This is a genomic window from Streptomyces sp. NPDC044033, assembly GCF_056434425.1.
On record NZ_JBWKFF010000019.1, the window covers coordinates 85,043 to 109,171 of the forward strand.

The 24,129-nt window shown below is 72.7% G+C and carries 18 protein-coding genes; 11 read left to right on the forward strand and 7 right to left on the reverse strand.

Translation table 11 applies throughout. The features are described from left to right. Positions 1–7 precede the first annotated feature (7 nt). From AC07AB_RS29440 to AC07AB_RS29455, 4 genes are all read right to left on the reverse strand, one after another. Complete coding sequence (locus tag AC07AB_RS29440; RefSeq protein ID WP_478572996.1) at positions 8–1,066, reverse strand: LLM class flavin-dependent oxidoreductase; 1,059 nt, start codon at positions 1,064–1,066, stop codon at positions 8–10. A gap of 5 nt (positions 1,067–1,071) precedes the next feature. After that, positions 1,072–2,697, reverse strand: a complete 1,626-nt coding sequence (locus tag AC07AB_RS29445) for an acetolactate synthase (protein ID WP_478572999.1) — start codon at positions 2,695–2,697, stop codon at positions 1,072–1,074. A 154-nt stretch (positions 2,698–2,851) separates the two neighbouring features. Beyond that, the gene (locus AC07AB_RS29450) at positions 2,852–4,165 is read right to left on the reverse strand and encodes an acyl-CoA dehydrogenase family protein (protein WP_478573001.1); all 1,314 of its coding nucleotides are present in this window, start codon (positions 4,163–4,165) and stop codon (positions 2,852–2,854) included. Between the two features lie 204 nt (positions 4,166–4,369). Beyond that, positions 4,370–5,905: an MFS transporter gene (locus AC07AB_RS29455; protein WP_478573004.1), complete on the reverse strand. Its 1,536-nt coding sequence runs from the start codon at positions 5,903–5,905 to the stop codon at positions 4,370–4,372. Positions 5,906–5,909: 4 nt separating this feature from the next. Between AC07AB_RS29455 and AC07AB_RS29460 the strand changes: the two genes are divergently transcribed. The 6 genes from AC07AB_RS29460 (at position 5,910) to AC07AB_RS29485 (ending at position 13,222) form a co-directional block, all read left to right on the forward strand. Then, entirely contained in the window at positions 5,910–7,019 is a 1,110-nt protein-coding gene (locus AC07AB_RS29460) for a hypothetical protein (RefSeq protein WP_478573007.1), read from the forward strand. A gap of 88 nt (positions 7,020–7,107) precedes the next feature. Beyond that, positions 7,108–8,271: a MalY/PatB family protein gene (locus tag AC07AB_RS29465; RefSeq protein WP_478573010.1), complete on the forward strand. Its 1,164-nt coding sequence runs from the start codon at positions 7,108–7,110 to the stop codon at positions 8,269–8,271. Positions 8,272–8,304: 33 nt separating this feature from the next. Then, positions 8,305–8,823 (forward strand): (2Fe-2S)-binding protein, encoded by a 519-nt coding sequence (locus AC07AB_RS29470; RefSeq protein WP_478573013.1) that lies wholly within the window; start codon positions 8,305–8,307, stop codon positions 8,821–8,823. A gap of 4 nt (positions 8,824–8,827) precedes the next feature. Next, on the forward strand, positions 8,828–9,832 hold the full coding sequence (locus AC07AB_RS29475) for an FAD binding domain-containing protein (RefSeq protein WP_478573016.1): 1,005 nt from the start codon (positions 8,828–8,830) through the stop codon (positions 9,830–9,832). Then, positions 9,829–12,099, forward strand: a complete 2,271-nt coding sequence (locus AC07AB_RS29480; protein ID WP_478573019.1) for a xanthine dehydrogenase family protein molybdopterin-binding subunit — start codon at positions 9,829–9,831, stop codon at positions 12,097–12,099. Before AC07AB_RS29475 ends, AC07AB_RS29480 begins: the two co-directional genes overlap by 4 nt. Before the next feature lie 19 nt (positions 12,100–12,118). After that, positions 12,119–13,222, forward strand: coding sequence for a TolB family protein (locus tag AC07AB_RS29485; RefSeq protein WP_478573021.1), 1,104 nt, complete (start codon positions 12,119–12,121; stop codon positions 13,220–13,222). 7 nt (positions 13,223–13,229) lie between these two features. Here the strand turns inward: AC07AB_RS29485 and AC07AB_RS29490 are convergent, their stop codons facing one another. Next, entirely contained in the window at positions 13,230–15,383 is a 2,154-nt protein-coding gene (locus AC07AB_RS29490) for an alpha-amylase family protein (RefSeq protein ID WP_478573023.1), read from the reverse strand. A gap of 298 nt (positions 15,384–15,681) precedes the next feature. On the opposite strand from AC07AB_RS29490, the gene AC07AB_RS29495 reads away from it, so the two are divergent. After that, complete coding sequence (locus AC07AB_RS29495; RefSeq protein ID WP_478573026.1) at positions 15,682–16,056, forward strand: VOC family protein; 375 nt, start codon at positions 15,682–15,684, stop codon at positions 16,054–16,056. 65 nt (positions 16,057–16,121) lie between these two features. Here the strand turns inward: AC07AB_RS29495 and AC07AB_RS29500 are convergent, their stop codons facing one another. Together AC07AB_RS29500 and AC07AB_RS29505 are read right to left on the reverse strand one after the other, a co-directional pair. Then, entirely contained in the window at positions 16,122–16,661 is a 540-nt protein-coding gene (locus AC07AB_RS29500) for a YceI family protein (protein ID WP_478573029.1), read from the reverse strand. A gap of 438 nt (positions 16,662–17,099) precedes the next feature. Further along, positions 17,100–18,674 (reverse strand): MFS transporter, encoded by a 1,575-nt coding sequence (locus AC07AB_RS29505; protein ID WP_478573031.1) that lies wholly within the window; start codon positions 18,672–18,674, stop codon positions 17,100–17,102. Positions 18,675–18,993: 319 nt separating this feature from the next. Between AC07AB_RS29505 and AC07AB_RS29510 the strand changes: the two genes are divergently transcribed. From AC07AB_RS29510 to AC07AB_RS29525, 4 genes are all read left to right on the forward strand, one after another. After that, positions 18,994–19,527 (forward strand): 2,4'-dihydroxyacetophenone dioxygenase family protein, encoded by a 534-nt coding sequence (locus tag AC07AB_RS29510; protein WP_478573034.1) that lies wholly within the window; start codon positions 18,994–18,996, stop codon positions 19,525–19,527. Then, on the forward strand, positions 19,524–22,091 hold the full coding sequence (locus AC07AB_RS29515) for an MFS transporter (RefSeq protein WP_478573037.1): 2,568 nt from the start codon (positions 19,524–19,526) through the stop codon (positions 22,089–22,091). Before AC07AB_RS29510 ends, AC07AB_RS29515 begins: the two co-directional genes overlap by 4 nt. Further along, positions 22,088–22,840 (forward strand): SDR family NAD(P)-dependent oxidoreductase, encoded by a 753-nt coding sequence (locus AC07AB_RS29520; RefSeq protein ID WP_478573040.1) that lies wholly within the window; start codon positions 22,088–22,090, stop codon positions 22,838–22,840. Before AC07AB_RS29515 ends, AC07AB_RS29520 begins: the two co-directional genes overlap by 4 nt. A gap of 186 nt (positions 22,841–23,026) precedes the next feature. Then, positions 23,027–24,129: helix-turn-helix domain-containing protein (locus tag AC07AB_RS29525; protein ID WP_478573042.1), on the forward strand; the 1,103-nt coding region annotated here is incomplete at its 3' end.

Below are 24,129 nucleotides of genomic sequence, written 5' to 3' on the forward strand. Positions count from 1 at the left end.
TTATGCCTCACACGAGCTTCGGGATCACCTCGTTCGTCAACAGCAGGAATGAGCTGTGACTGAGCGGAGCGCAGAGCAGGTAGTGCAGCCCTATCCGTTCCTGAAGGGCCTGAATCTGTTCGGCGACCCGGATCGGGCTGCCGTGAATGATGACGTCGTCCACATAGCGTTCCACCGCGCTCCGGCGCGCTCCTTCGTCCGGGGGCGGCGTCCCCGGACGCAAGCGCTTCGAGTACTTGCGCCGGGAGGGGTCGCTCATCGATCCCACGGTCCACTGCGCGCCCCGCAGGGCGATCTCGCGCGCTTCTTCGTCCGTCGGCGCCACGGCGATCAGCCGTGCCATGGGGATGACCCGCCCCGCCACGGGGTGCCCGGCCGCCGCCAGCCCCGCGCGGTAGGCCGCGTACTTCACGCCGATGTCCGCGTGGGTGGAGTGCGGGTCCATGAGGATGGAGTAGCCGGCCGCCGCGGACCAGGCGATCGCGTCGGGCGACGAGGACGCCAGCCAGACCGGGGGGTGCGGCTGCTGCAGGGGTTTGGGCAGGACTTCGATGTCCTCGAAGGTATGGAAGTCGCCGCGGTAGGTGAGGCGGTCGTCCTGCCAGGCCCGCAGCACGATGTCCACGTTCTCGCGGAACTTCGCGTAGCTGCTGTCGAGGTCCAGGTCGAACACCTTGAACTCGCCGGGGTCGTTGCCGCGCCCCGCGCCCCAGTTGACCCGGCCGCCGGACACCACGTCGAGCAGCGCGATCTCCTCGGCGAGGCGCAGAGGGTGGTACATCGAGGCCAGCGAGACGGCCGTGCCGATCCGCAGCCGCTCGGTCCGGGCGGCCACGAGGGTCCCCATGATGCTCACCGAGGGCGAGACGGAGTAGGTCGTGAAATGGTGCTCGGCCAGCCATACGGCCTCGTACGCCCCGGACCGCTCCATGATGTCGATGCGGTTCAGGGCCCGTTCGTAGACGGTGGGCAGGGAGTGCTTTCTGCCCGGCCAGGAGAAGAACTGCAGCACGCCGAATTGAAGCCGCTCCCGCGTGGGCGCGGCATGACCAGTCGTTGAGTTCATGGCAATCATCCGAGTTTCGACGAGCGCTTGTAGGAAACCTTGGGGTCCGTCAGCACATTCACGAGGTAGGGCACGCCCGCCGCGAACGCGCGGCGCAGCGCCGGGGCGATGTCCGCCGGGCGTTCGACCACTTCGCCGGCGCCGCCGAGCGCCTGGACCAGTTGGTCGTACCGGCACCCGGGCCGCAGATCGGCGGCGACGTCCTGGCCGTAGAGATCGCGCATGGGGTGCTTCTCCAGCCCCCAGATCCCATTGTTCCCGACGATCATGGCGACGGGAAGGTCATGGCGTACGAGGGTGTCGACGTCGCTCGCGGAGAAGCCGAACGCGCCGTCGCCGAGGAGCAGCGCGACCTGTCGGCCGGGGTGGCGGAGCCTGGCCGCGGCGGCGTATCCGACTCCGTTGCCCAGGCATCCGTACGGGCCGGGGTCGAGCCAGTGGCCGGGGCGGTGGGAGTCCAGGAACTTGCCGGCGTACGACACGAAGTCGCCGCCGTCGCCGACCACGACGGCGTCCTGGTCGAGCTGTGCGCGCACCTCCCCGATGACCCGCGCCGGGTGGATGGGGGCGCTGTCCGCGCGCAGTTCCGCTTCCTCGGCGACGCGCAGGGCCCGCTCGCGTCCCCGCAGCCGGCCGATCCACTCCTCGTGGTCGCGGCGTTCGCCCCGCCACGCGGCCATGCCGTCGAGGATCGCTGCGAGGTCGCCGGCCGGCGCCGCCGCCGTCGCCACATGGGTCGCCCGCTGCGCCGGTTCGTCGACGATGTGCACGACCTGTGCGTCCTTGAACCGCCCGAAGGAGAGGCGGAAGTCGAGGGCCGTGCCGACGACGGCGACGACGTCGGCCTCCGTGAGGGCGCGCCGGGTTCTGGAGAAGGCCAGTTCGTGGTCGGCGGGGAGGCAGCCGCGCCCCTGACCGTTCATGAACGTCGGCACCCGCAGTTCCTCGGCGCAGTGGCGCAGCGCCGTCCAGGCCCCGCCCCACCAGACGTCGCCGCCCGCGACGAGGGCGGGCCGCTCGGCGCCGGCGAGCAGGGCGGCGGCTTTGTCGATCTCCTCCTGGTCGGGCGGGGCGACCGAGTGGGGCCGCGCCTCGGTGAGGGTCGCGGCGGCCCGGCGGTGGAGCACGTCGATGGGGAAGTCCAGGAACACCGGCCCGCGGTGGGGGCTCGCCGCCAGCGCGAGCGCGTCGCGCACCTCGTCGGCGATGCGGTCGGTCGCCGTGACCGTACGGGCCGTCTTCGTCACCGGCGCGACCATGGGAACGTGGTCCAGCTCCTGGAGGGAGCCGGAGCCCCAGCGGCGTTGCGAGGCCCGGCCGCCGAGCACTACGAGCGGGGAGCCGTTGAACCAGGCGCCGGCCATGGCGCTGATGCCGTTCGTGATGCCCGGGCCGGCGGTGAGCAGGGCGACGCCGGGGCGGCGGGTGAGTTTGGCGTACGCCTCCGCGGCGAAGACGGCCGTCTGTTCGTGGCGGACGTCGATGATGCGCAGGCCGGCCTCGGCCGCGGCGTGCAGCAGGGAGAAGATGTGGCCGCCGGACAGTGTGAAGACGGTGTCCACACCCGCGTTCCGCAGGGCGGCGACCGCCAGTTCGCCGCCTTCTCCGTCGATGCCGCGTGCGATGCTCACGGGCGTTCCCCGGCGGGCTCCGCCGCCGTACCTGAGGTTCGGGTCGAACTCGTGTGGTTCACGCTGCCCCCGGTGCCGCCGATGCCATTACGTCCGTACCGGCCACAGCATTGAGGCCGTCTTCGTCGCGCGGTGGTGCGGATGCTGGTGTGGGTCAGGCGCCGGTGTCGTCCGGCTCCTTTTTCTGGGTGCCCACGCGCAGTTGATGGAATGGGGCGTCCCGGTCGGTTTCCGGCTCGCGGGGCAGTCCGAGGAGGCGTTCGCCGATCAGATTGCGCTGGATCTCATCGGTGCCGCCGGCGATGGACAGCGACTGGACGGAGAGCGCCATCTGCTGGAAGGCGCCGCCGGCGGTGGTTTCGCCGTCCGTCACCATTCCCTCGGCGCCCAGGAGCGAAAGGCTCACGTCGCGTGCCTCGCGGCCGAGTGCGGAGCTGACGACCTTTCCCAAAGACGCCTCCGGCCCGGGATTGCGTCCCTTGCGGCGCATGGCGCGGGCCTGCTGCATGCGCATGCGGTTCGCCTCCGATAGCGCGTGCATGGCCGCGATCCGCTGGCGTACGAGCGGGTCCTGGTCCTTGCCCACCTCTTGGGCCAGGCGGGTCATCGCGCCGGGCGTACGGACTCCGGGGACGACGGGCCGCTCCCGCTCGGCGCGGCGGCTGTCTTCGAGCAGGTCGGCGATCCTGCGGTCGAGCATTCCGTTGCGCCTGCCGGGCGAGGCGATGCGGGCGGGCCGGAGCACTCCGCCGCCGCCGACCTCCACGCGCTCGTACATGAGGCTCGCCTGGGCCACCGGCCAGCCCTGGCCGAGGGCGCCGATGAGGTTCTCCGCGGGGACGGTCACGTCCGTGAGGAAGACCTCGTTGAAGGTGGCGCGGCCGTTCATCTGCCGGATGGGCCGTACCTCGACGCCGTCCTGGTCGAGGTCCACGACGAAGTAGCTGATGCCCTTGCGCTTGGGGACGGAGGAGTCCGTCCTGGCGAGGAGCAGGCCGCGCTCGGCGGCCTCGGCCTCCCGCGACCACAGCTTCTGACCGTTCAGCACCCATCGGTCGCCGTCCCGGTCGGCGCGGAGCTGGAGGCCGGCGAGGTCGGAGCCGGCGCCGGGCTCGCTGAACAGCTGGCACCAGGATTCCGTTCCGGCGGCCAGCGCGGGCACCCAGCGCCGGCGCTGCTCGTCGGTTCCGAATTCGATGAGGATGGGGCCGCCGATCATTTGGCCGACGCCGCCGGGCGGGCCGAGCGCACCGGCCCGGCCGATTTCCTCGGTTATGATCTTGGCTTCTTTGCGCTGCGTTTTCCGGCCGCCCATACCGGTCGGCCACGTGGGAAATGCGAGCCCCGCGTCGGCGAGCAGCTGCCACCATTCCCCGAGCAACAGGGTGACCTGCCAGTTCTCCTTGAGCCAGGTCCGTACTTCGGCGCGCAGTTCGTCCAAGAGATCGGAATTCTGGCTCTGGAACACGTGTCCCCACCTCCGGGCAGCGTTGCCGGGAAACGCCGAATGATCATCCAACCCCGTGGTCAACCGCGTTCAGCATACTCACGCACGGCCCGGTGACAATGGCGATCTTATCGGTTTGGCTCATAACCATCGGCGGCACGATCGGGAATTGATCAATATGCCGTGCCGGGGCGCTGAACAGCGCTCTCCTTGCCGCCACCGTGATCAGGCAGGCAGCCGCCGTACGGAAACGCGCAGCAGTACGGTCCCCGCCACGCACACCAGCAGCACCGTGGGCACCACGGCCCACCAGCCATCCGCGGCGAGCACAGCGAAACTGGCCATCGGCGGGCCCGCCAGCGAACCCACGCTGCCGACCTGCGCGACGAGGCCGTTGGTGATGCCGATGTCGGCGGGCGTCGAGACGACCGCCGGAATCGTGGCGAACACGGCGGCGACCACCAGCTCGTTGGCGATGGCGACGATCACCGCTCCGACGGCGCTCAGGGCGACGCCCGACGAGCTGAGGAACGCGATGGCGGTGCCGACCGGCATCAGCAGCGAGGTGGTGAAGACCCGGCGCACCGGTACGCCGCGGCGCAGCATCCAGCCGCTGAGGAAGCCGCCGACCGTGCCGACCAGCGAGACGCCGCCGGTCAGAGTCCCGGCCTCGGCCGTGGAGACCGACAGTTCCTCGTGCAGGTAGGTGGGGAGCAGGGAGACGACGGCGACGATCGAGCCGCTGGCGGTGGCGAAGCCCAGGGCGAGCAGCAGCGGCCGGGTGAGCCTGCGGATCTGCCGGCCCCCCTTTTGTGCGGACCGCTCCTCGGCGCTCTCGCCCTCGTCCGCGTCCGTGCCGCCGTCCGCGTCGCCGCGGGCCGGCCTGCGCAGGACGACCGCGGTCACGACGCCCATCACCAGGAGCGCGGCCGCGGCGATGGCCAGCCAGGTGCGCCAGCTGAACCACGCCGAGAGCAGGCCACCGGCGAAGAGCCCCAGCGCCAGGCCGACGGGGAAGAAGGTGCCCCAGACGGCGAGCGCGGTGATGCGCCGCACTCCCCCGCCCATCGCGATGATCACCGCGGGCGCGGCGACGACGACGGCCACGTAGCCGAGGCTCTCCACCAGCCTCGTCGCGATCATCGAGCCGAAGTCGCCGGTGCGCGAGCCGAGGAAGCCCGCCACCGCCATCACCAGGCAGCCGGTCACGAGCGCCCAGCGGAGCGGGAAGCGCACCAGGAGATAGCTCATGGGGATGCCGAACAGCGCGGCGACGGCCGTCGTGGCGGAGGTGACCAGCGACATCTGATCGAGGGAAAGCCCCAGCGCGCCCCGTAGTTCCACGGCGATGGGCGCCATCTTGCCGAGGCTCATGGCCGTGAGAATCCCACAGCAGTAGACGAGCGCGAACCGCGACCAATAGCTCCACGAAAAACTTGTCGGGGCCGGGCCCACCGGTAATACTCCTTGCGGAGTATCCGATTTCTTCTCTACGTCCAAGGCGGCGAGGCTCCTCCTTCGGCGAACCGGCTCATTTCCCGTTCGCGGACAGCTCGTTGGAGCGTATGGGAGCGGTACGCCGACAGCAAGGGGACACCTCGGGGCGCCGCGCCTGTGCCGCGGCGGCCTTGTTACCGGGTTGACGGCCGCCACCGGCTTGCCGCTACCTTGGCGGAGGGCAATCTCCCCGGCCGCCTCGCGGCCCGTCCGGCGCGCGCCGGCCGTCTGCCGACCAACTGCTGTTGACACAGGAGAGGTCATTCGAATGCCGAGTAGTCAGACCGGCTTACCGCTCAAATACGGATTGAACCCCCAGCAGGCCCGGGCCATGGTGACAATGCCGGACGGCGGCCCCCTCCCGTTCTCCGTATTGAATGGCACGCCTTCCGTCGTCAATCTGCTCGACGCGCTCCAGGGCTGGCAGTTGGTGCGGGCGGCGAGTTCGGCGCTCGGGGCGCCCGCGGCGGCCTCCATGAAGCACGTCTCCCCGGCCGGCGCCGCCCTCGCCGGCGAGATCGACCCGACCACCCGGGCCACGTTCACGCTGGACGCACCGCTCTCGGACGTGGCGTCCGCCTACGCGCGGGCCCGGGACTGCGATCCGCGTTCGTCCTACGGCGACATGGTGGCCGTGTCGCACCCCGTCGACATGGCCACCGCGCGCCTCCTGGCCCGGGTCGTCTCCGACGGCATCATCGCCCCCGCGTACGAGCCGGGCGTCCTCGCGACGCTCTCCCGCAAGAAGCACGGCGCGTTCCTGGTACTGGAGATGGACCCCGGCCACGTACCGCCGCAGGAGGAGGTCCGGGACGTCTTCGGGGTGCGCCTCGTCCAGGACCGGGACCCCGTGACGATCGACGGCGCGTGCCTCGGCGAGGCGGACGGCTTCACCGAGGAGCTGCGCCGGGACGCCGTGCTGGGGCTGATCGCGGCGCGGTACGCCCAGTCCAACTCGGTGGCGTACGTCTCCGGCGGGAGAACGGTCGGCATCGGCACCGGGCAGCAGTCACGGGTGGACTGCGTGCGGCTGGCCGGCGAGAAGGCCGACCGCTGGCGGCTGCGGCGGCATCCGCGGATGACCGGCGCCGCGTTCCCGAGCGGCACCCCGCTCCAGGAGCGGGTGAACACCGTGCTGCGGATGGTCGAGGCGCTCGACGCCGGTGAGCGCGAGGCGTGGCTGTCCCGCGAATCGCCCTGCACGCTCGCCTCGGACGCCTATTTCCCGTTCCGCGACAACGTCGACGTCGCCGCCGGGCACGGTGTGCGCTGCGTGGTCGAGGGGGGCGGTTCGAGGCGGAGCGACGAGGTCGAGGCGGCCTGCCGGGAGCACGGCATCGTGCTGGTCCGTACGGGACTGAGGCTGTTCTCCCACTGAATTCCCCCCTGAATTCCCACTGAATTCCCCCAGCATCTCCCTGCATCTCCTATGGGGCAGCTTCCACCGGACGGCGGGCGGTCGCGGCATGGCATCCGAGTTCCACGACATCGGCATAGACGACGTGATGGCGCGACACTCCCTCAAGTGGGGGCGCAACGGCCCCTCGGTCATGGGCGCGTGGGTGGCCGAGATGGACTTCCCGCCGGCGCCGGAGATACGGGAGGCGCTGCACCGGGCGGTCGACCACGGCGAGACCGGCTACCCGATGCGCGACATCCGCACGGGCCTGCCGACGGCCTGCTCCGACTGGCTCCGGGAGAGCTTCGGCTGGTCGGTGCCGGCCGAGCAGATCTTCCTGGTGCCCGACATCCTGACGGGCGTCGGCCTGGGCATCGACGCCTACAGCCCGCCCGGGTCGCCCGTCGTCGTCCCGACGCCCGCCTATCCGCCGTTCTTCGAGATCGTCGAGGCGCTGGGCCGCCCGCTCGTCGAGGTGGCGCTGACACCCGACGGCGGACGCCCGACCCTGGACATCGACGGCATCGGCGCGGCGCTGGCCGCGGGCGCGCGGACCGTCGTCCTGTGCAACCCCCACAACCCGGCCGGCCGGGTGTTCACCCTGGCCGAACTGACCGCCCTGCGCGATCTCGTCACCGCGCACGGGGCCCGGGTGATCGTCGACGAGGTGCACGCGGGCCTGGTCTACCCCGGGCACCGGCACATCCCGTACGCCTCCACCTCCCCCGAGGCCGCGGCGCACACCATCACGGTGACGTCCGCGTCGAAGGCGTGGAACGTCGCCGGCCTCAAGTGCTCCCAGGTGATCCTGACGAACCCGCCGGACGTGGTGCGCTGGCGGGAGCTGCCCTTCCACGCGCGGCACGGGTCGAGCACGCTGGGGATCGTCGCCAACATCGCCGCCTACCGCGACGGTGACGCGTGGCGGCGGCGCGCGGTGCGCTATCTGGACGGGAACCGCCGGTACCTGGACCAGGTGCTCGCGACCGAGCTCCCGGAGGTCGGCTACCGCACCCCGGAGGCCACCTACCTGGCGTGGCTGGACTGCCGCGGGCTCGGCCTGGACGACCCCGGCGGGTACTTCCTCCGGCACGCCAAGGTCGCGCTGAGCGACGGGTCCGTGTTCGGCGCCGCCGGACACGGCTTCGTACGGCTCAACTTCGCCACCTCTCGCCCCCTGCTCCAGCGCATCGTCACCGCGCTGGTCAAGGCAGCGCGGGAGCGCTTGTGAGCGCCCCGACACCCGCACGCCCCGGAGGTCCTGGTGACTGACACGGCAGCGGAGCCGGAGTACGGCTCGTCCGCCGGCCACTCGGCGGAGGTGGTCTTCACCGTGAACGGGACCGCGGTCGGCCCGGCGGTGGACACCCGCGAATCGCTCCTCGACGTGCTGCGCGAGCGGCTGGCGCTGACGGGGACGAAGAAGGGCTGCGACCACGGCCAGTGCGGCGCGTGCACCGTCCATGTCGACGGCCGCCGGGTCCTGGCATGCCTGACCCTCGCCGTCCAGGTCCGGGGCAGGGCGGTGACGACCATCGAGGGGGTGGCCGCGCCGGACGGCGCCCCGCACCCGCTCCAGCAGGCGTTCATCGACCATGACGCGCTGCAGTGCGGCTACTGCACACCGGGCCAGATCATGTCGGCCCTGGCGTGCGTGGCCGAGGGCCACGCCGGGGACGACGAGGAGATCCGGGAGTACCTCAGCGGCAATCTGTGCCGGTGCGGCGCGTATCCGGGGATCGTGGCCGCGGTCCGCGACTACGCGCGCACCACGGCGGGCTGAGGCGATGCGCCCCTTCTCCTACCGCGCGCCCGCCACCGTCGCCGAGGCCGTGGCCGCCCTGGCCGACGGCGGGCCCGGCGCGCGGCTGCTGGCCGGCGGGACGAGCCTGTACGACCTGATGAAGCTGGGCGTGGAGACGCCGACCGCCGTCGTGGACATCGGGCGGCTGCCGGAACTGACCGAGTTCGACACCGCCGGGCCCGGCGAACTGGTCTTCGGCGCCTGCGCGCGGATGGCCGACGTCGCCGAGGACGCGGTGCTGCGCGAGGACTATCCGGCGCTGGCCGAGTCGTTGGCCAAGGCCGCTTCCCAGCAGCTGCGGAACATGGCGACGGTGGGCGGCAATCTGCTCCAGCGCACGCGGTGCGGCTACTTCCGCGGCGGCCCGGCGTCCGCCTGCGGCAAGCGGCGGCCAGGCAGCGGCTGCGCGGCCCGCGGCGGCCTCGACCGGGGCCACGCCGTGCTCGGCACCAGCGACGCCTGCACCGCCGCCTACCCCGGCGACTGGGCGGTGGCGCTGCTCGCCTTCGACGCCCGCCTCGACCTGTACGGGCCGGATGGCGCCCGTACGATCGCGCTGGCCGAACTCCACCGGGAGCCGGCGGACGCCCCGCACCGGGAGCACACGCTCGGCGCGGGCGAACTCATCGTCCGGATCCGCGTCCCGGCCACCGCCACCGGGCGCGCCTCCGTCTACCACAAGGTCCGGGATCGCGAGTCGTTCGCCTTCGCGCTGGCGTCCGCGGCCGTGGCGCTCGCCCTCGACGGCCGGGGCCGGGTCGTGGACTGCCGGATCGCGCTGGGCGGCGTCGCCACTCGTCCCTGGCGCGCCCACGCGGCCGAACGAGCGGTTGTGGGCGCGCCGTTGACCGAAGAGAGCGCGGAGCGCGCGGGCGAGGCGGCCTTCGACGGCGCACGGGCGGGCGGGCACAACGCCTTCAAGATCCGCCTCGGGGCGCGTGTCGTCGCCGGGGCGCTGCGGGCGGCCGCGGAACGGGCCGGCGCGTGAGCGCCCCGGACGCCCGCGTCGGCGCCCCGGTCCCCCGCGTCGACGCCTACGAGAAGGTGACCGGCGCGACCCGCTACAGCGCGGACCGTACGCCGCCCGGCCTGACGCACGCCATGCTCGCGGTCGCCACCGTCGGCAAGGGCCGCGTCACGCGCGTCGAGACCGCCGCGGCCCGTGCCGTCGAGGGCGTACTGCTGGTCCTGACCCGCTTCGAGGAACACGAACTGCGCCCCGCCGGCTACCGGTTGAGCGGCGGCTACGGCTTCCAGACCCTGCAGCCGCTGCTGGACGACCGCATCGCCTACCGCGGCCAGCCGATCGCGCTGGTCGTGGCCGACACGCTGGTCGCGGCCACCGAGGCCGCCGCACTGATCGAGGCACGGTACGAGGCGGAGCCGGTGGCCGTGACGCTCGACGCGCCGGGGGCCGAGACGGTCGGGCAGGCGGCGGCCCTCCCCCAGCCGATGTTCGCGGACACGGCGGTGGGCGACGCCGACGCCGCGTTCGCGCGGAGCCCGGTGCGCCTCGACGCGGAGTTCGGCATCAGTCCGCAGCACCAGGTCCCGATGGAGCTGCTGGGCACGGTCGCCGAGTGGCGCGGCGACGACCTGGTGGTGCACGAGTGCACGCAGAACTCGGGGGCGGTACAGCACGGCCTGGCCCAGCAGCTGGGCATCGACCCCGCCCGCGTCCGGGTGATCTCCCCGCAGGTCGGCGGCGGTTTCGGGCAGAAGACCTGGCTCCAGTCGCATGTCGGCCCGCTGGCCGTCGCCGCGCGCCGGCTCGGCAGGCCGGTCAAGCTCGTCGTACCCCGGTCGCAGACGTTCCACGGGAGTACGTTCCGGCCGGCGAGCCGCCACCGGATACGGCTCGGCGCCGACCGATCGGGGCGCCTGACGGCCGCCGTCCACGAGACACGGCAGCAGACGTCGCGGCACGACCTGTTCGCCTCCGACTTCACGTCGGTCACCGCGCGCATGTACGGGATCGAGGACTTCCGAGGCCATCAGCGGCTCACCCGCACCGATGTGCAGACCCCTGGCTTCATGCGCGCCCCCTTCGAGCACGCCGCGGTGTTCGCCCTCGAATCGGCGGTGGACGAGATCGCCTGCGCCACGGGCCGCGACCCGGTGGCGCTGCGTCTGGCGAACGACACCGGCACCGACCCCGTGACCGGCCGGCCGTTCTCCTCCCGGCATCTCGCCGCGTGTCTGCGCCGGGGCGCGGAACGGTTCGGCTGGTCGGCCCGTACCGCCCGGCCCGGCTCGATGCGCGCCGCCGACGGCGCCCTCATCGGGTGGGGCGTCGCCGCCGGGGCGTACCGCGCCTCGGCCGGTCCCGCCGTCGCGCGGGTGCGGCTGGCGGCCGACGGCGGGATCTCCGTCGAGGTGTCGGGGCACGAGATGGGTCAGGGCATCCGGACCGCGATCGCCCGTACGGTCGCCCTCGACCTGGGTATCGCGGCCGACGGCGTACGGATCGGCGTCGGCGACACCGGCGGGGTGCCGCAGCATCTGACCGCCGGGTCGTGGGGGACGGCCACGGCGCTGCCCGCGGTCCATGCCGCGCTGCGGGAGCTGCGGGTGCGCCTCGGGGCGCCGGACGCCGGGCCGGTCGATACGGTCGCGGCGGCGGCCGCGCTGGTCGCGGCGGGGCGGCCGGAGACCGTGGTCGAGGCCACCTCCCTGCCGCCGGGCCAGTCCGCGCAGGCCGCCGACCGGCTGCGGGCGGGGCTGCCGACTCCGGCCGGGCCGGAGTACCCCGGCTTCTCGGCGTTCAGCTTCATCGCCCACTTCGTGGAGGTCCGCGTCGAGCCGGCCCTCGGGCGGGTCCGGGTGCCGCGGGTGGTCAGCGTCGTGGACTGCGGGCGGGTCGCGAGCCCGGTCACCGCCGCCGGCCAGCTCCGCGGCGGCGTCGTCTGGGGCATCGGCGCCGCGCTGCGCGAGCGCAGCGAACCCGATCCCCGCTTCGGCGGGTTCCACAACGCCGATCTGGCCGAGTACGTCGTCCCGGTCAACGCCGACGTCGGCCGGATCGACGTCGACTTCATCGACACGCCCGATCCGCTGGTCAACCCCCTCGGGGTGAAGGGGTGCGGCGAGGTGGCGCTGGTGGGGGTGGCCCCCGCCATCGCCAACGCGATCCACCACGCGACGGGCCGTCGGCATCGGGCGCTGCCCATCCGGGTGGAGGACGTGCTCGGAGCGGGGACGGCGGGGCGAAAGGGTGGCCGGAATATCAATTCGCCGGCGGGATACTGGAGTTGACTCCAGTACTGTCGGGGCGATGCGCAGCCGTCCGTACGTCGCAGCTCTCCTGTCCGCCCTCGTTCTGACGGCGTGCGGCTCCCAGGGCGAGCCACCGCGCCCGCCCAAGCCCAGCGGGTCGGACACGGCCGAATCCAAGGACCCCACGGGGCCGGCCGACAAGCGGGTGACCCGAGGGGACGGCGCCGAGCTGGCGTACCGCGCGAGCGGGCGGGCCAGCGCGCAGAACCCCGCGTTCTCACCGGACGGGAAGTCCACGCTCTTCACCCTCTTCCACGACGGCTACAACAAGGGCGCCGCCGCGCTGCGGGTGCTCCCGCCGGGCCCTGACGGGCCGTCCGGCCGCGCGGCGCGCGGCGGCCCCCGGACGCTGCTCGACGAGGCCGATCAGGCCGCGGTGAACCTGCCCGGCTCCAGCTGGAACCGGTCGGCCGGGGTGGCCTTCGCCTCCGACCGGGCGGAGCGGGACGAGATCTGGGTACTGCGCCCGGGCGGCCGACCCACCAGGGTGACCAGGCACGACGGCGACTCGGGGTATCTGGAGCCCAGTTTCTCCCCGCGCGGCGACTGGATCGCCTTCCAGGAGAGCGTCCAGCGGGAGGACCCGGAAACCGGCGACGGGCAGGAGGAAGCGGCGGCGCGGCCGGAACGTGCCGCGCTCGGTTCCCTCTGGAAGGTCCGGCGGGACGGGAGCGGGCAGACCCGGCTGCTGGACGGCCCCGCCACCGGTACGGACAACCGGCAGCCCAACTGGTCGCCGCGGGGCGGCCGGCTCGTCTTCCAGCGCCGTGAGCAGCACAGCGACGCGTGGGAGCTGTACGTCGTCGACGCGGACGGCGGCGGGCCGCGGCGGCTCGCGGCGGGCGCCGGGGAGCACACCGACGCCAGCTGGTCGCCCGATGGCCGTTCGGTGGTCTTCTCCTCCACCTCGGGCGGGCTGGAGGTGCCGCAGATCTTCGTGATGGCGGTCGACGGCGGCCGTCCGGTCCGGGTGACGCGGAACAACAGCTATGACGGTGCGCCCAGTTGGTCGCCGGACGGGCGGTGGATCGCCTTCGAGTCCCATCCCGGGGACGAGGAGCGGCCGACGTCTCTGTGGCGGATCCGCGTCCCCGGGGCGTAGCGCGCGGTCAGGCCGTGGTGATCGTCACGAGTGAGTACTGCTTGACGGTCAGGGCGACGGTGGCCTCGTCTCCGGCGACCGTCCAGGGGACCGGCTGCGGGGCGGGCGAGGGGTTGTCCGGCGAGCTGACCGTGGCCGCCGTCACCTGCTTGCCCGCTGGTACGACGAGCGAGACCGAGCAGGCCGCCGGGGTGACGCGGAAGGCGGCCGGGGTGTCCCCGAAGCCGCTGAAGTTGACCAGTTGCACGATGGTGTCGTCGCCGAGCCGGCTCGCCTCCAGGTGGACGCGGTGGTCGCCGGCGTACTTGACCTGTGCCGGGGCCGCCGCGCGGACCGGTGCGAGCAGTTGGTCGGCGGCGGCCTGGTCGGTGGTCGACAGATAGCCGAGGCCCAGCAGGGCCTTGAAGTACCAGCAGACGCCGGAGCCGAACCGGTTCTCCTTGCTCTCGGGCCGCGGGTCGGCCTTGCGGAAGCCGAGCACGTCGGCGAGGGCCAGTTCGGTGCGGGCCGTGCCCAAGGAGTCGTACGCGGTGGGCGCCGGGCCGGTGATCACGACGGTGCCGCCGCCGGAGACGAAGCCGCGCAGCACCTCGGCCTCGGCGTCCGAGACCGCCTGGAGGTTGGGCAGCAGCAGCGCCCGGTAGCCGGTGAGGTCGGCGGCGGTGAGCCCGGGGCTGGTCACGGTGGTGAACGGGATGTGCTCGAACACCAGGGCTTTGACGGTGCCGCGGAACTCGCCGAGCCACTGCTGCCGGGTGCAGCTCTCCTCCGCCTCGCCGGCCCACCACTCCTTGACCCCGGCGGGCTTCTTGGTGTTGACGTACATGCCGTTGCCCGGGGAGGGGCTGACGAAGTCCCGGGAGGCGCCGGAGTGGTAGATGCCGACGGCCGCCAGCGGCGTGGCGTCGTACAGCTGCTTCTCGTGTGCCTCGATGAATCCGTACATGCGGCTGCGCATCGGCAGGTCGGCGCTGTCGCTCTTGAAGGGCGTCTTGACCTCGTACGCGTTGCAGCCGGTCGCCAGTACCTCGGCCATCACCAGGGAGGCGTCATCGGCCTTCCAGCCGTAGGAGAACGCCCAGGCCGGCTTCGCGCCGCTGGCGGCCCGCGCGTACTTGTACATCGAGATCAGACAGGTCCAGTCCGACGCGGTGGCGTGGCGCATCCCGTCGTAGTTGCTGAGGATGTCCACCTCCCAGCACTGGCTGAGCCCCGGGGACTGCCGCGTGTACGCGCCGTCGAGCCCGATCAGGGTGGCGTACTGGTAGTCCATGCTCACCGTCTCGGAGAAGGTGACCAGTTCCGGGTTGACGGACCTGCCGGCGGCGGCGATGTCGACCTGCCACTGGTGGAGGTTGCGGTGGCGCCACTCCACGAAGCGGCGGAAGGTCAGGTTGTTGAAGTCCTTCTTGACCGGCAGGTCGAGACCGGTGTCCGCCTTGAAGGCGGTCGCCGCCCAGGTGGAGGCGTCGCACCAGTCGGCCGCGCCGTCGAAGTAGATCGGGACGTCCGGCCAGATCGCGTCGACGCCGGTGGCCGCGAGCAGCTTGATCCGGCCCAGGTAGTAGTCGCTCCACGGGGAGTTGGGGCTCATCCAGCAGCTTTCGTCGCCCGGGTCCACCCATACGACCAGGCTGCCGTAGAAGACATTGGGCTTCCCGTCCAGGGAGTGCTGCACCCACGCCTTTCCGTTGCTGTTCTTGTAGAACGAGGGGCCCTTCTCACCGCCCGCGCTGATCAATTCGAGCGACGGGTAATACATGACGACCCGCATTCCGGATTGGTGCGCCAGCCCCGCAAAGGTTTTGATCGTTTTCAGGTGCGCGGTGTACTCGGCGTCCGTCAGCCAGTTCGACAGGATGGTGTCGACCTCGATCACGCTGACGTGCTGCGCCTTGAGGGCGGCGATCACCGGCTTCAGCGCCCCGGCCTCGGCGTCGTCGTCGAACGTGGCGTCGGCCAGCCGCGCGTACCTGCTCCAGTCCGGGAAGCCGCCGCCCAGGCGGCCCGCTCCGGGCGGCGCCTCGGCGGGCACGGCCCAGGCGGCCCGGCCCTGCGCACCCGGGAGTTCGGACAGCAGATTCGCCGCCAGGGCCGCGCCGCCGACCCCCAGACCCGCCTGTAAGAGCCTTCTGCGGCCGAATCTTCGCTCTCGGTTCACGGCTTCTCCCTCATTCTCGTGTCGGTTCCGCCGGTTCTGCCGGTTCCGTCCGGTGTCCGAGAATTGTGCCTGATCGTTTACTGATCATTTCTGGAAATCAGAGAGAGATTTCATCCGTGGAGGGGAAACGTCTCGATCGCGACTTGCAGTTTACGGGAGAAATGAGACAACGGTCCGTCAGCGGTGGTTTCTCATACGCCGCGGCTTCCCGCGCGTCAAGGCGGAAAAGAAGCCGCGCCGCGAATGGCGGGCGGCGGGGACGGGCTCCGCGTGGACGCCGTCCTTCCGCTGCGCGGGCGTGGAAGCGACGGCCGAGGCGGTCGAGCGGGCCGGCGGTGCCGTGCGGCTCGCGCCGTCCGAGGCCGTCGGAGGCTGTAGGGCCGCCGGTTTCAGCGACCCCGACCACGCGCGGTTCGCGGTCCGGGAGTCCGGCCGGGCCGGAAAACTCGGCACGGTCGACGTCCCCGGCGCGCTGTGGCGGACGCAGCTGTGCACGACGGACCCGGGGTTGCACCCGTACCTCGCGGTCGAGGACTGCGCCGCCGTCGCCATCGCCATCGAGCATGGCGCCACGCTGGCCCTGCCCGCCGAGTCCTCGAAGGGAATAGGCCGGCAGGCCGCGCTCCGCGCCCCGTTCCGGGTCCTGTTCTCGGTGAACAGCGCTACGGCCTGAGCGAATCCCGTGTCTCCCGTCGCCGGACCCACCGGTCTCGGCGTTTCTCACCGAGGAGTCATGTGTCAGCGCACGGCGACGACTTCGAGGACGACGTCGAGGCGGCGGCCCGTCATGCCCTTGGCGTTGGTCATACCGAAGGCGTAGCGGTCGACGACGGCCGTCGCCCCGACGGTCAGTCGCGGGCCGTCGGCGGCCACGGTCCCGAGCGTCAGCACCATCGGCCGGGCGATGCCGCGTACGGTCAACTCCCCGTGCACGGTGAGCTCCCCGGCGCTCCGCCGCGCGCCCTGGCCTCGGAAATGGATCTCGGGGTGCGCCGCCGCGTCGAGGTAGTCGGCGGACCGTACGTGTTCGTCACGCTTCGCGATGCCGCTCGCGAAACTGGCCGCGCTGATCACCGCCTCCACCGCGGAGTCCTTCTCGGCCTCGGCGATCGAGATCTGTCCCCGATCGATGGCGAAGGTGCCCCGCACCGGGAACAGCCCGAACATGGCGCGCGTGGTGAAGTGGACCGCCGACGCGTCCGGGTCGATGCGGTAGAGACCGGGCGACGGTTCGTTTCGCTGCTCCGCATCTTGCTGTTCTGCGCCCTCGGTTGCCATCTAAACCGTCGCCTCCGCCCGTATCCGGCACCTTGCCGTCGCGTCAGCTTCTCGCGGCGCCCGCCCATTGGCAATCGTCGATCGCGCCGCTTCCCGGTGACCGCGCGATACGTGCTCCAGTACCGGGAGCGCGCGGAACCGGCAACACGTCCAGGCGGAGGGCCGCCCAGCGACAGCCCGTACTCGCTGTCCGCCGCCAGGGCGGCCGCCTCGTCCAGGATGGCGAAAGGCCGTACGGGAGCGACCGGGCCCAGGCTTCCACGCGGTATGCCGGGGAGGCGCCCCGCGGATCGGCGAGCACGGTCGGGGCCTCGTTGGAGCCGGGGTTGGCGGAGATGGTGGTCAGGTGGTGCCGGCGCAGGACGTCGAAGGCGGCGGCTCGTACGGTGCGCAAGGTGCATTCCTTCCGGAGGCGGTTCGGGGGGGGCGCCTCTGGGTTCAGGGCACGGTGGCGGCGGCGGGCGCTTCGGCGGTACGGGCCGGGGGGTGGACCCGTACGGCGGCGAGCAGGACGAAGCCGGCGCCGACGATCGCGGCGTCAAGCCACAGGGCGGCGGTCCAGTCGCCGGTGCGGTCGCGGAGCGCGCCGCCGACGGCGGGGGCGAGGACGGCGCCCATCTCGCCGATGAGGTTCTCCATGCCGAAGGCGGAGCCGCGCATGCGCGGCTCGGCGATCTCGGCCGTCCAGGCGTGGCCGACGGGTTGGAGCGCGTTGAAGAACAGGCTCGCGGTGAACAGCAGCAGGCCCATGGCCCACAGGGCGGGGTGGGCGGCGGCGGTCAGGTACCAGGCGAAGGCGACGGTGAGCAGGGCCTGGACGCCGGTGCAGGCGAGCATGACGGATTTGCGGCTCCACCCTCGCCGCCGGGTGCGGTCCGAGAGCCACCCGCCCGCCGGGAAGCCGAGGAGTCCGGCCCCCGCGTTGAAGCCGGCGGTGAGGGCGGCGCTCATGAAGGAGGAGTGGGCGGCTCCGGCGACGATGGACACCGACCAGAAGCTGAAGAACCACAGGTTCCACAGGATCGCGATGTTGGCGAGGTAGATCAGGTTCAGGTCGCGGTTCTTGAGCACCGGGCCGAGTTCGGCGCCCTTGCGGGCCAGGGCGAAGAGCACCAAGGCGATGGCCAGGGCGACTTCGAGCAGGGCGATCCACAGGCCGGAGACGCCCGCCCGGTCGCCGAGCAGATAGACGGCCATGACCAGGACCAGTGACACGGCCGAGTATCCGGCGAGTTGCAGCGTGGCGCGGGCCACGATCCGTGGTCTCAGGTGCGCGCGGAAGCGCACCGTGAGCAGCAGGGCCACGGCGAGCGTCGCGACGCCGAGGATCCAGAACGCCATCCGCCATGCCTCGGCGCGGGGCAGCACGTGCTTTCCGATGCCGATGAAGTGGGGGGTGAAGACGGTGGCGACGGTGATGCCGAGCGCGAGTCCGGTGATGACCACGCCCATGCCCAGGCTGCGTTGGCGTTCGGGGGTGACGGCGGTGATCAGGGTGCGGTCGTTGGAGTAGAACGCGCCCTCGCCGAGGCCGGTGACGACGCGCAGCACGATGAACGCGACAAGGCCGCCCGCGAACCCGGTGGCGATGGTGGCCACGCCGGCCCATACCAGGCTGACGACGATGAGCGTGCGGTGGCCGTGGCGGTCGCCGAGGTAGCCGCCGGGAAACTGGGTGAGCATGTAGCCGGCGAAGAACAGGCCGCCGATGAGGCCGCCGAGCGCGTGCGGGTGGCGCGCGTCCGCGAGGAAGCCGACGCCGTTGTCGATCATCCAGGTGACGACGGGGCCGGTCACGGCCCGGTCGGCGGCGCTCACCGTCCAGCCCAGGAGGAGCAGGAGCCAGAGGGTGTGCCAGGGCTGGAGCCGGCGGCCGGCCGGTACGGAACTCGGGATGTCCTCGGGAGCGTCCTGCATGGGGGTCTCCAGGTGGGCGAGGCGGTCGCGAGGGGACGGTCCGACGCGGCACGACCGGTCGGCGCCGGTGCCGAACCGCTCAGCGAAGCCTTCCACTGTGTTCCGCGGGGCGGAATCTTCTGGTGTCGGCGGGTCGGCGGGCGGCGCCGGGCCCGACCGTAGAACTCGTCGCTCGGCCTGCGGCGCCCGGGACCGCCGCCCGTCCGGACGACGCCCTGCCGTCACGGCGTCACGGCGTCACGGCGACACAGCGACACGGCCCGCAGCCCGCAGCCCGCAGCCCGGCATCGTGGCGGCGTGGCGGCGTGGCGGCGCATGTCCCGAACAGGCAAGCGGAGATGTCCGCCAGAGGAAAGACACGCCCGTGCGGCCGGGGGTTCACTGCCGGACACCGAACGACGAAGCGGAGGCCGCCATGCCCGAGGAGCCCGGCAACGAGTTCTGGAAGGAGCTCAAGCCGATCCGCAACTCCTTCAAACCCGACGCGCTGCCCGAGGTCTATCTCGCGCAAGCGGCCACCGACGACGACCGGTACTACGTGCCGTTCACCGAGACCGTCGGCTCACGGCCGCTGTGGATCAATGTGAAGGACAACTCCTGGGCCGACATCCTGCGGGCGCGGGAGGCCGGGCTGGTCAACCGGCACTACCACCCGCACGAGGTGTTCGCGTACACGATCTCCGGCACCTGGGGCTATCTCGAACGCCCCTGGACCGCACGCGCCGGCGACTTCGTGTACGAGGCGCCGGGCGAGGGCCACACCCTGGTGTCCTACGACAGCGGCGAGCCGATGAAGACGCTCTTCATCGTCAAGGGCCCGCTGATCTGGCTGGACGAGAACGGCGAGAGCGCCGGGTACTTCGACGTCCACGACTACATCGCCATGTGCCGCGCCCACTACGACCAGGTGGGCATCGGCGCCGACTACGTCGATTCGCTGTTCCGGTGACCCGGGCGCCGTCCCCGCCGCCGGACGGCGCGGCCCGGGCCTACGAGAACAGGTTGCTGCTGATTCTCTTCCTGGCCTTCGGCTTCGTCTTCTTCGACCGGCAGGCGCTGTCCTTCCTGGCCCCCTTCATCAGCGACGACTTCCACCTCTCCAACACCCAACTGGGCACGCTGTCCGGAGTGCTGGCGCTCACCTGGGCGCTGTCGGGGCTGGTGTGCGGCCGGCTGTCGGACAGGCTCGGCCGCCGCAAACCGATCCTGATCGGCGCCGTCGTGCTCTTCTCCTGCTTCTCGTCGGCGGGCGGCCTGGTGACGGGGTTCACGGGCCTGCTGCTCGCCCGGGCGCTCATGGGGGTGGCGGAGGGCGCGGTCCTGCCGCTGGCGCAGTCGCTGATGGTGGAGGCGTCCCGGGCGGAGCGCCGCGGCCTGAACATGGGGCTGCTCCAGGGCTCGTCGGCCGGGCTGCTGGGCGGCATCCTCTCGCCGCTGGCCGTGGTGTGGGTCGCGGGGCAGTACGGCTGGCGGACGGCGTTCCTGCTGACGATCGTCCCCGGGCTGCTCGTCGCGGCCTGGATCTGGCGGTCCGTACGGGAACGGCCGCCCGGCCCGTACGCACCGGCCGGGCCCGTCGCCGCCGCACCCCGCGCGCCGGCCGGCGATCACCTGTCCGTACGGGAGCTCCTCGGGCACCGGAACATCGTGCTGTGCGTGCTGGCCGCCTGCTGCTATCTGACCTGGTTCATCGTCATCATCACGTTCACACCCACCTATCTCCAGGACGTCAAGGGCTTCTCGGCGGGGACCATGAGCCGCGTGATGACGTGCTTCGGCGTGGCGTGGGTGCTGTGGGGCTTCGTCACTCCGGCGGTCTCCGACCGCATCGGCCGCAGGAAGACCATGATCCTCTTCACCGCGGTCGCCGCGCTGTGCCCGCTCGCCGTGGTCTACCTCGACGATCCGCTGGCGCTGGGCGCGGTCGTGGTGCTCACGTACACCGGTCTGGGCTGTTTCACCCTGATCATGGCCACGATTCCCGCCGAGACCGTGCCCCGCGGGTCGCTCGCCACGGCCCTGGGACTCGTCATGGGGGCCGGGGAGCTGGCGGGCGGATTCCTCGCGCCGGTGATCGCCGGGCGCGCCTCGGACGCCTGGGGGCCGCAGACCGCCATGTTCATCTCCGCGGGCGGCGCGGTGGTCGTGGTGCTGCTCTCCTTCGGGCTGCGCGAGACGGCCCCGGAGGTACTGCGGCGACGGGCGTTGCGGGAGGCGGCCCGCGTCCGGAGTACGGGTGCGGGTGCGGGTGCGAGCAGCGGTGCGGACATGGGCACAGGCCCGGATGCGGGCGCGGAGGCGCGTACAGACGGGAGCGCGGATACGGATGCGGACGCGGACGCGTGTAAGGACGCGGACGCGCGTACGGCCGTGGGCTCGGGCCAGGGCGAGGGTCCCGGCGCACAGGGAGGGCGGCGGATGCGGGCCGCTGTCTGGTACGGGCCCGGGGACGTCCGCGTCGTCGAGCGGGCCGTGCCCGAACCCGGCCCCGGCGAGGTGCTGGTGGCGGTCGCGTACTGCGGCATCTGCGGCAGCGATCTGCACGAGTACGCCGACGGGCCGCACGCGATCCCCGTCGCCGCGCCGCACCCCGCCTCCGGCGCGAGGGCCCCGCTCGTCCTCGGCCACGAGTTCTGCGGGACCGTGGCCGCCCTCGGCCCGGCCGTGTCCGGTCTCGCCGTGGGCGACCGCGTGGCCGTCGAACCGCACTACCGGTGCGGCGACTGCCCGCGCTGCCGGGCCGGGGAGTACAACATCTGCCGGCACTTCGGCTTCGCCGGTCTGATGGGCGACGGCGGCCTGGCCGAATTCGCCGCGCTGCCCGCCTATATGGTGCACCGGCTCCCCCCGGACGTCCCGCTGGAGCAGGCGGCGCTCTTCGAGCCCGCGTCGGTCGCCCTGCACGCGCTGCGGCGCGCCGGGGGCGCTCCCACGACCCTCGCGGTCGTCGGGCTCGGCCCCATCGGCCTGCTGACCGTACGGCTCGCCGCCGAACGCGGTGTGCCGCGGATCATCGCCACCGATATCGCCCGGGACCGGCTGGAGTTGGCGGTACGGCTGGGTGCGACCGACGCGGTGGACGCCGGCCGGGCGAGCGGGGCGGGCGCGGCGATCCGGGAGCTGACCGGCGGGGAGGGCGTCGACGTCGCGTTCGAGGTGGTGGGGTCGGGGGACGCGCTCGACACCTGTCTGGCCGCGACCCGGCGCGGCGGCCGGGTCGTCCTGGTCGGGCTGGGCAGCGAGGTACGGCTCGACGCCTACGCCCTGGTCAACAACGAGCAGTCCATCGTGGCCAGCGTCGGCTACCGCGACACCTATCCCGAGCTCATCCGCCTGGTGGGGCGGGGCGGTGTGGACCTCACGCCCGTGGTGACGTCGACCGTGGCGCTCGACGATGTGGTGACCGACGGTCTGCACCCGCTGTCCAAGGGGCCGGGCGCGCAGATCAAGATCCTGGTGAGACCGGCCGCCGCCCTGCTCTCTCCCGCCGACGGAACGGAGCCCGCGACATGACCGGCGCCCCTGATGTGACCGGCGCGTTCGCCCCCGGCTCCTTCGCCGGCCGGAGCGTACTGATCACCGGCGGCACCTCGGGCATCGGCGCCGCGACGGCCGTGCTCCTCGCGGAACTGGGCGCGGAGGTACGGGCGCTCGGCCTGCCGCCCGCCTCCCCGCGGGAGCTGCCGCACCACGGACGCGTCCGCGTCGTGGAGCAGGACGTCACCGACCGGGACGGGCTCGCCCGCCGGGTCGCGGAGTGCGGCAGCCTCGACTGCCTGGTCGCCTGCGCGGGCGTCAGCCGGGACCGCGAGGAGTACGGCCGCGGGGCCTGGGACCATGTGCTGGCGGTGAACCTGGACGCGACCATGACGGCCTGTCAGGCGGCTCGTCCGTTGCTCGCACCGGGCGGCGGGAGCATCGTGACCGTCTCGTCGATGTTCGCCCTCTTCGGCAGCCGCGACCGGCCCGCCTACAGCGCGAGCAAGGGCGGCGTCACCCAGCTGACCCGGTCCCTGGCGGCCGAGTACGCCGCCGACGGCATCCGGGTCAACGCCGTCGCGCCGGGCTTCGTCGCCACTCCGCTCGCCCGCGGCGTCCTGGACGATCCGGACGCGGCGCGGGCGGTGCTCTCCCGTCTCCCGCTCGGGCGGCTGGGGAGGCCGCGCGAGGTCGCGTCGGCCATCGCGTTCCTGTGCTCGGCGGCCGCCGCGTACGTGACCGGGGCGGTCCTCACGGTCGACGGCGGCTACTCGGCCGTCTGAGAGGCGACTGCGGCACTCGACCGTCTGATGCCGTGACGGGCGTGGGCCGGCCGAAGGGGGCGGCCCGGGGCGCTGGCCGTGGTCCGCGCCGGGCGTTACGCTGCGGCTGCCCCGGGCCGGGCGCGGGAGCCGTGGGACACGTACGCGCCCCACGCGGCGGGCAGGCGCACGGTAAGGAGGCCCCCGATGCCCGAGCACACCACACCCACCGCTTCTCCCCTCTCCCCCTCCTCCCCCGCCCCCCGGACCACGCCCGCGGTCCCTGCCGTCTCCTCCGTCTCGACCGTCTCGACGCGATCCGTCGATCCGGCGGACCGGGTGGAGCTGTGGGAGGACTACAACCGGCGGGCCCTGGTGGGTCTGACGTGTTCGCCGTACTCCGAGCAGGGCCTGCTGGCGCGGCAGACCAACTTCCGGCTCGGCGGGCTGCGGCTGGCCGAGATCACCGGCAACGAGCACGTCATCGAGCGGACCGCGAAGACCTGCCGCGCGCTGCCCAAGGACTCGGTCTTCGCCTCCCTGCTGGTGTCCGGGCAGGGCGTCTTCTTCCACGGCGGCGGCTGCCTCACCCCGGTGGCGGGCGACCTGGTCCTCTACGACACCCGGCGCTCGTATCTCTTCGGATTCCCGTGCACCATGCGGCAGTTGCTGGTGGACATCCCGCGCGAGGTGTTCACGGAGAGCTGCGCCGCCGGGGGTGTGCCGACGCCGCTGCTGTTCGGCGGGCGGTCGGCGGCCGGGGGCGCGCTGGTCTCCGCGCTGCGGTCCGTGCTGACGGACTGGGCCGCGCGCGGCGGGACGGGGGACCCCGCCGCCACGGCGGCCACCGTGCTGGACCTGGTCCGTTCACTGGCCGGGCCCCGACTGGGCGACGGCGCGGCGACGGCCGGGCGGGCGACGCGGCTGGCCGTGGCGGAGGACTACATCGGCCGGCACCTCTCCGACCCCGGGCTCAGCGCCGGGCGGGTGGCCGGAGCGGTCGGGGTATCCGCGCGGCAGCTGAGCCGGATCTTCGAGCCGTCCGGGGTGAGCCCGTCCCGCCGCATCCTCGAACTGCGGCTGGCCGGGGCGCGTGAGCAGCTCGCCGACGCCGGCTCCCGCCATTTGACGGTCGCCGAGATCGCCCACCGCTGGGGCTTCGCCAGTCAGGCCCACTTCACCCGGGTCTTCGGCGACCGCTTCGACCGCACCCCCGGCGCGGCCCGGGGGGGGGGGGGGGGGGGAGCGGGGGGGGGGGGGGGGGGGGGGGGGGGGGGGGGGGGGGGGGGGACTCACCCCCCCATTGCCAT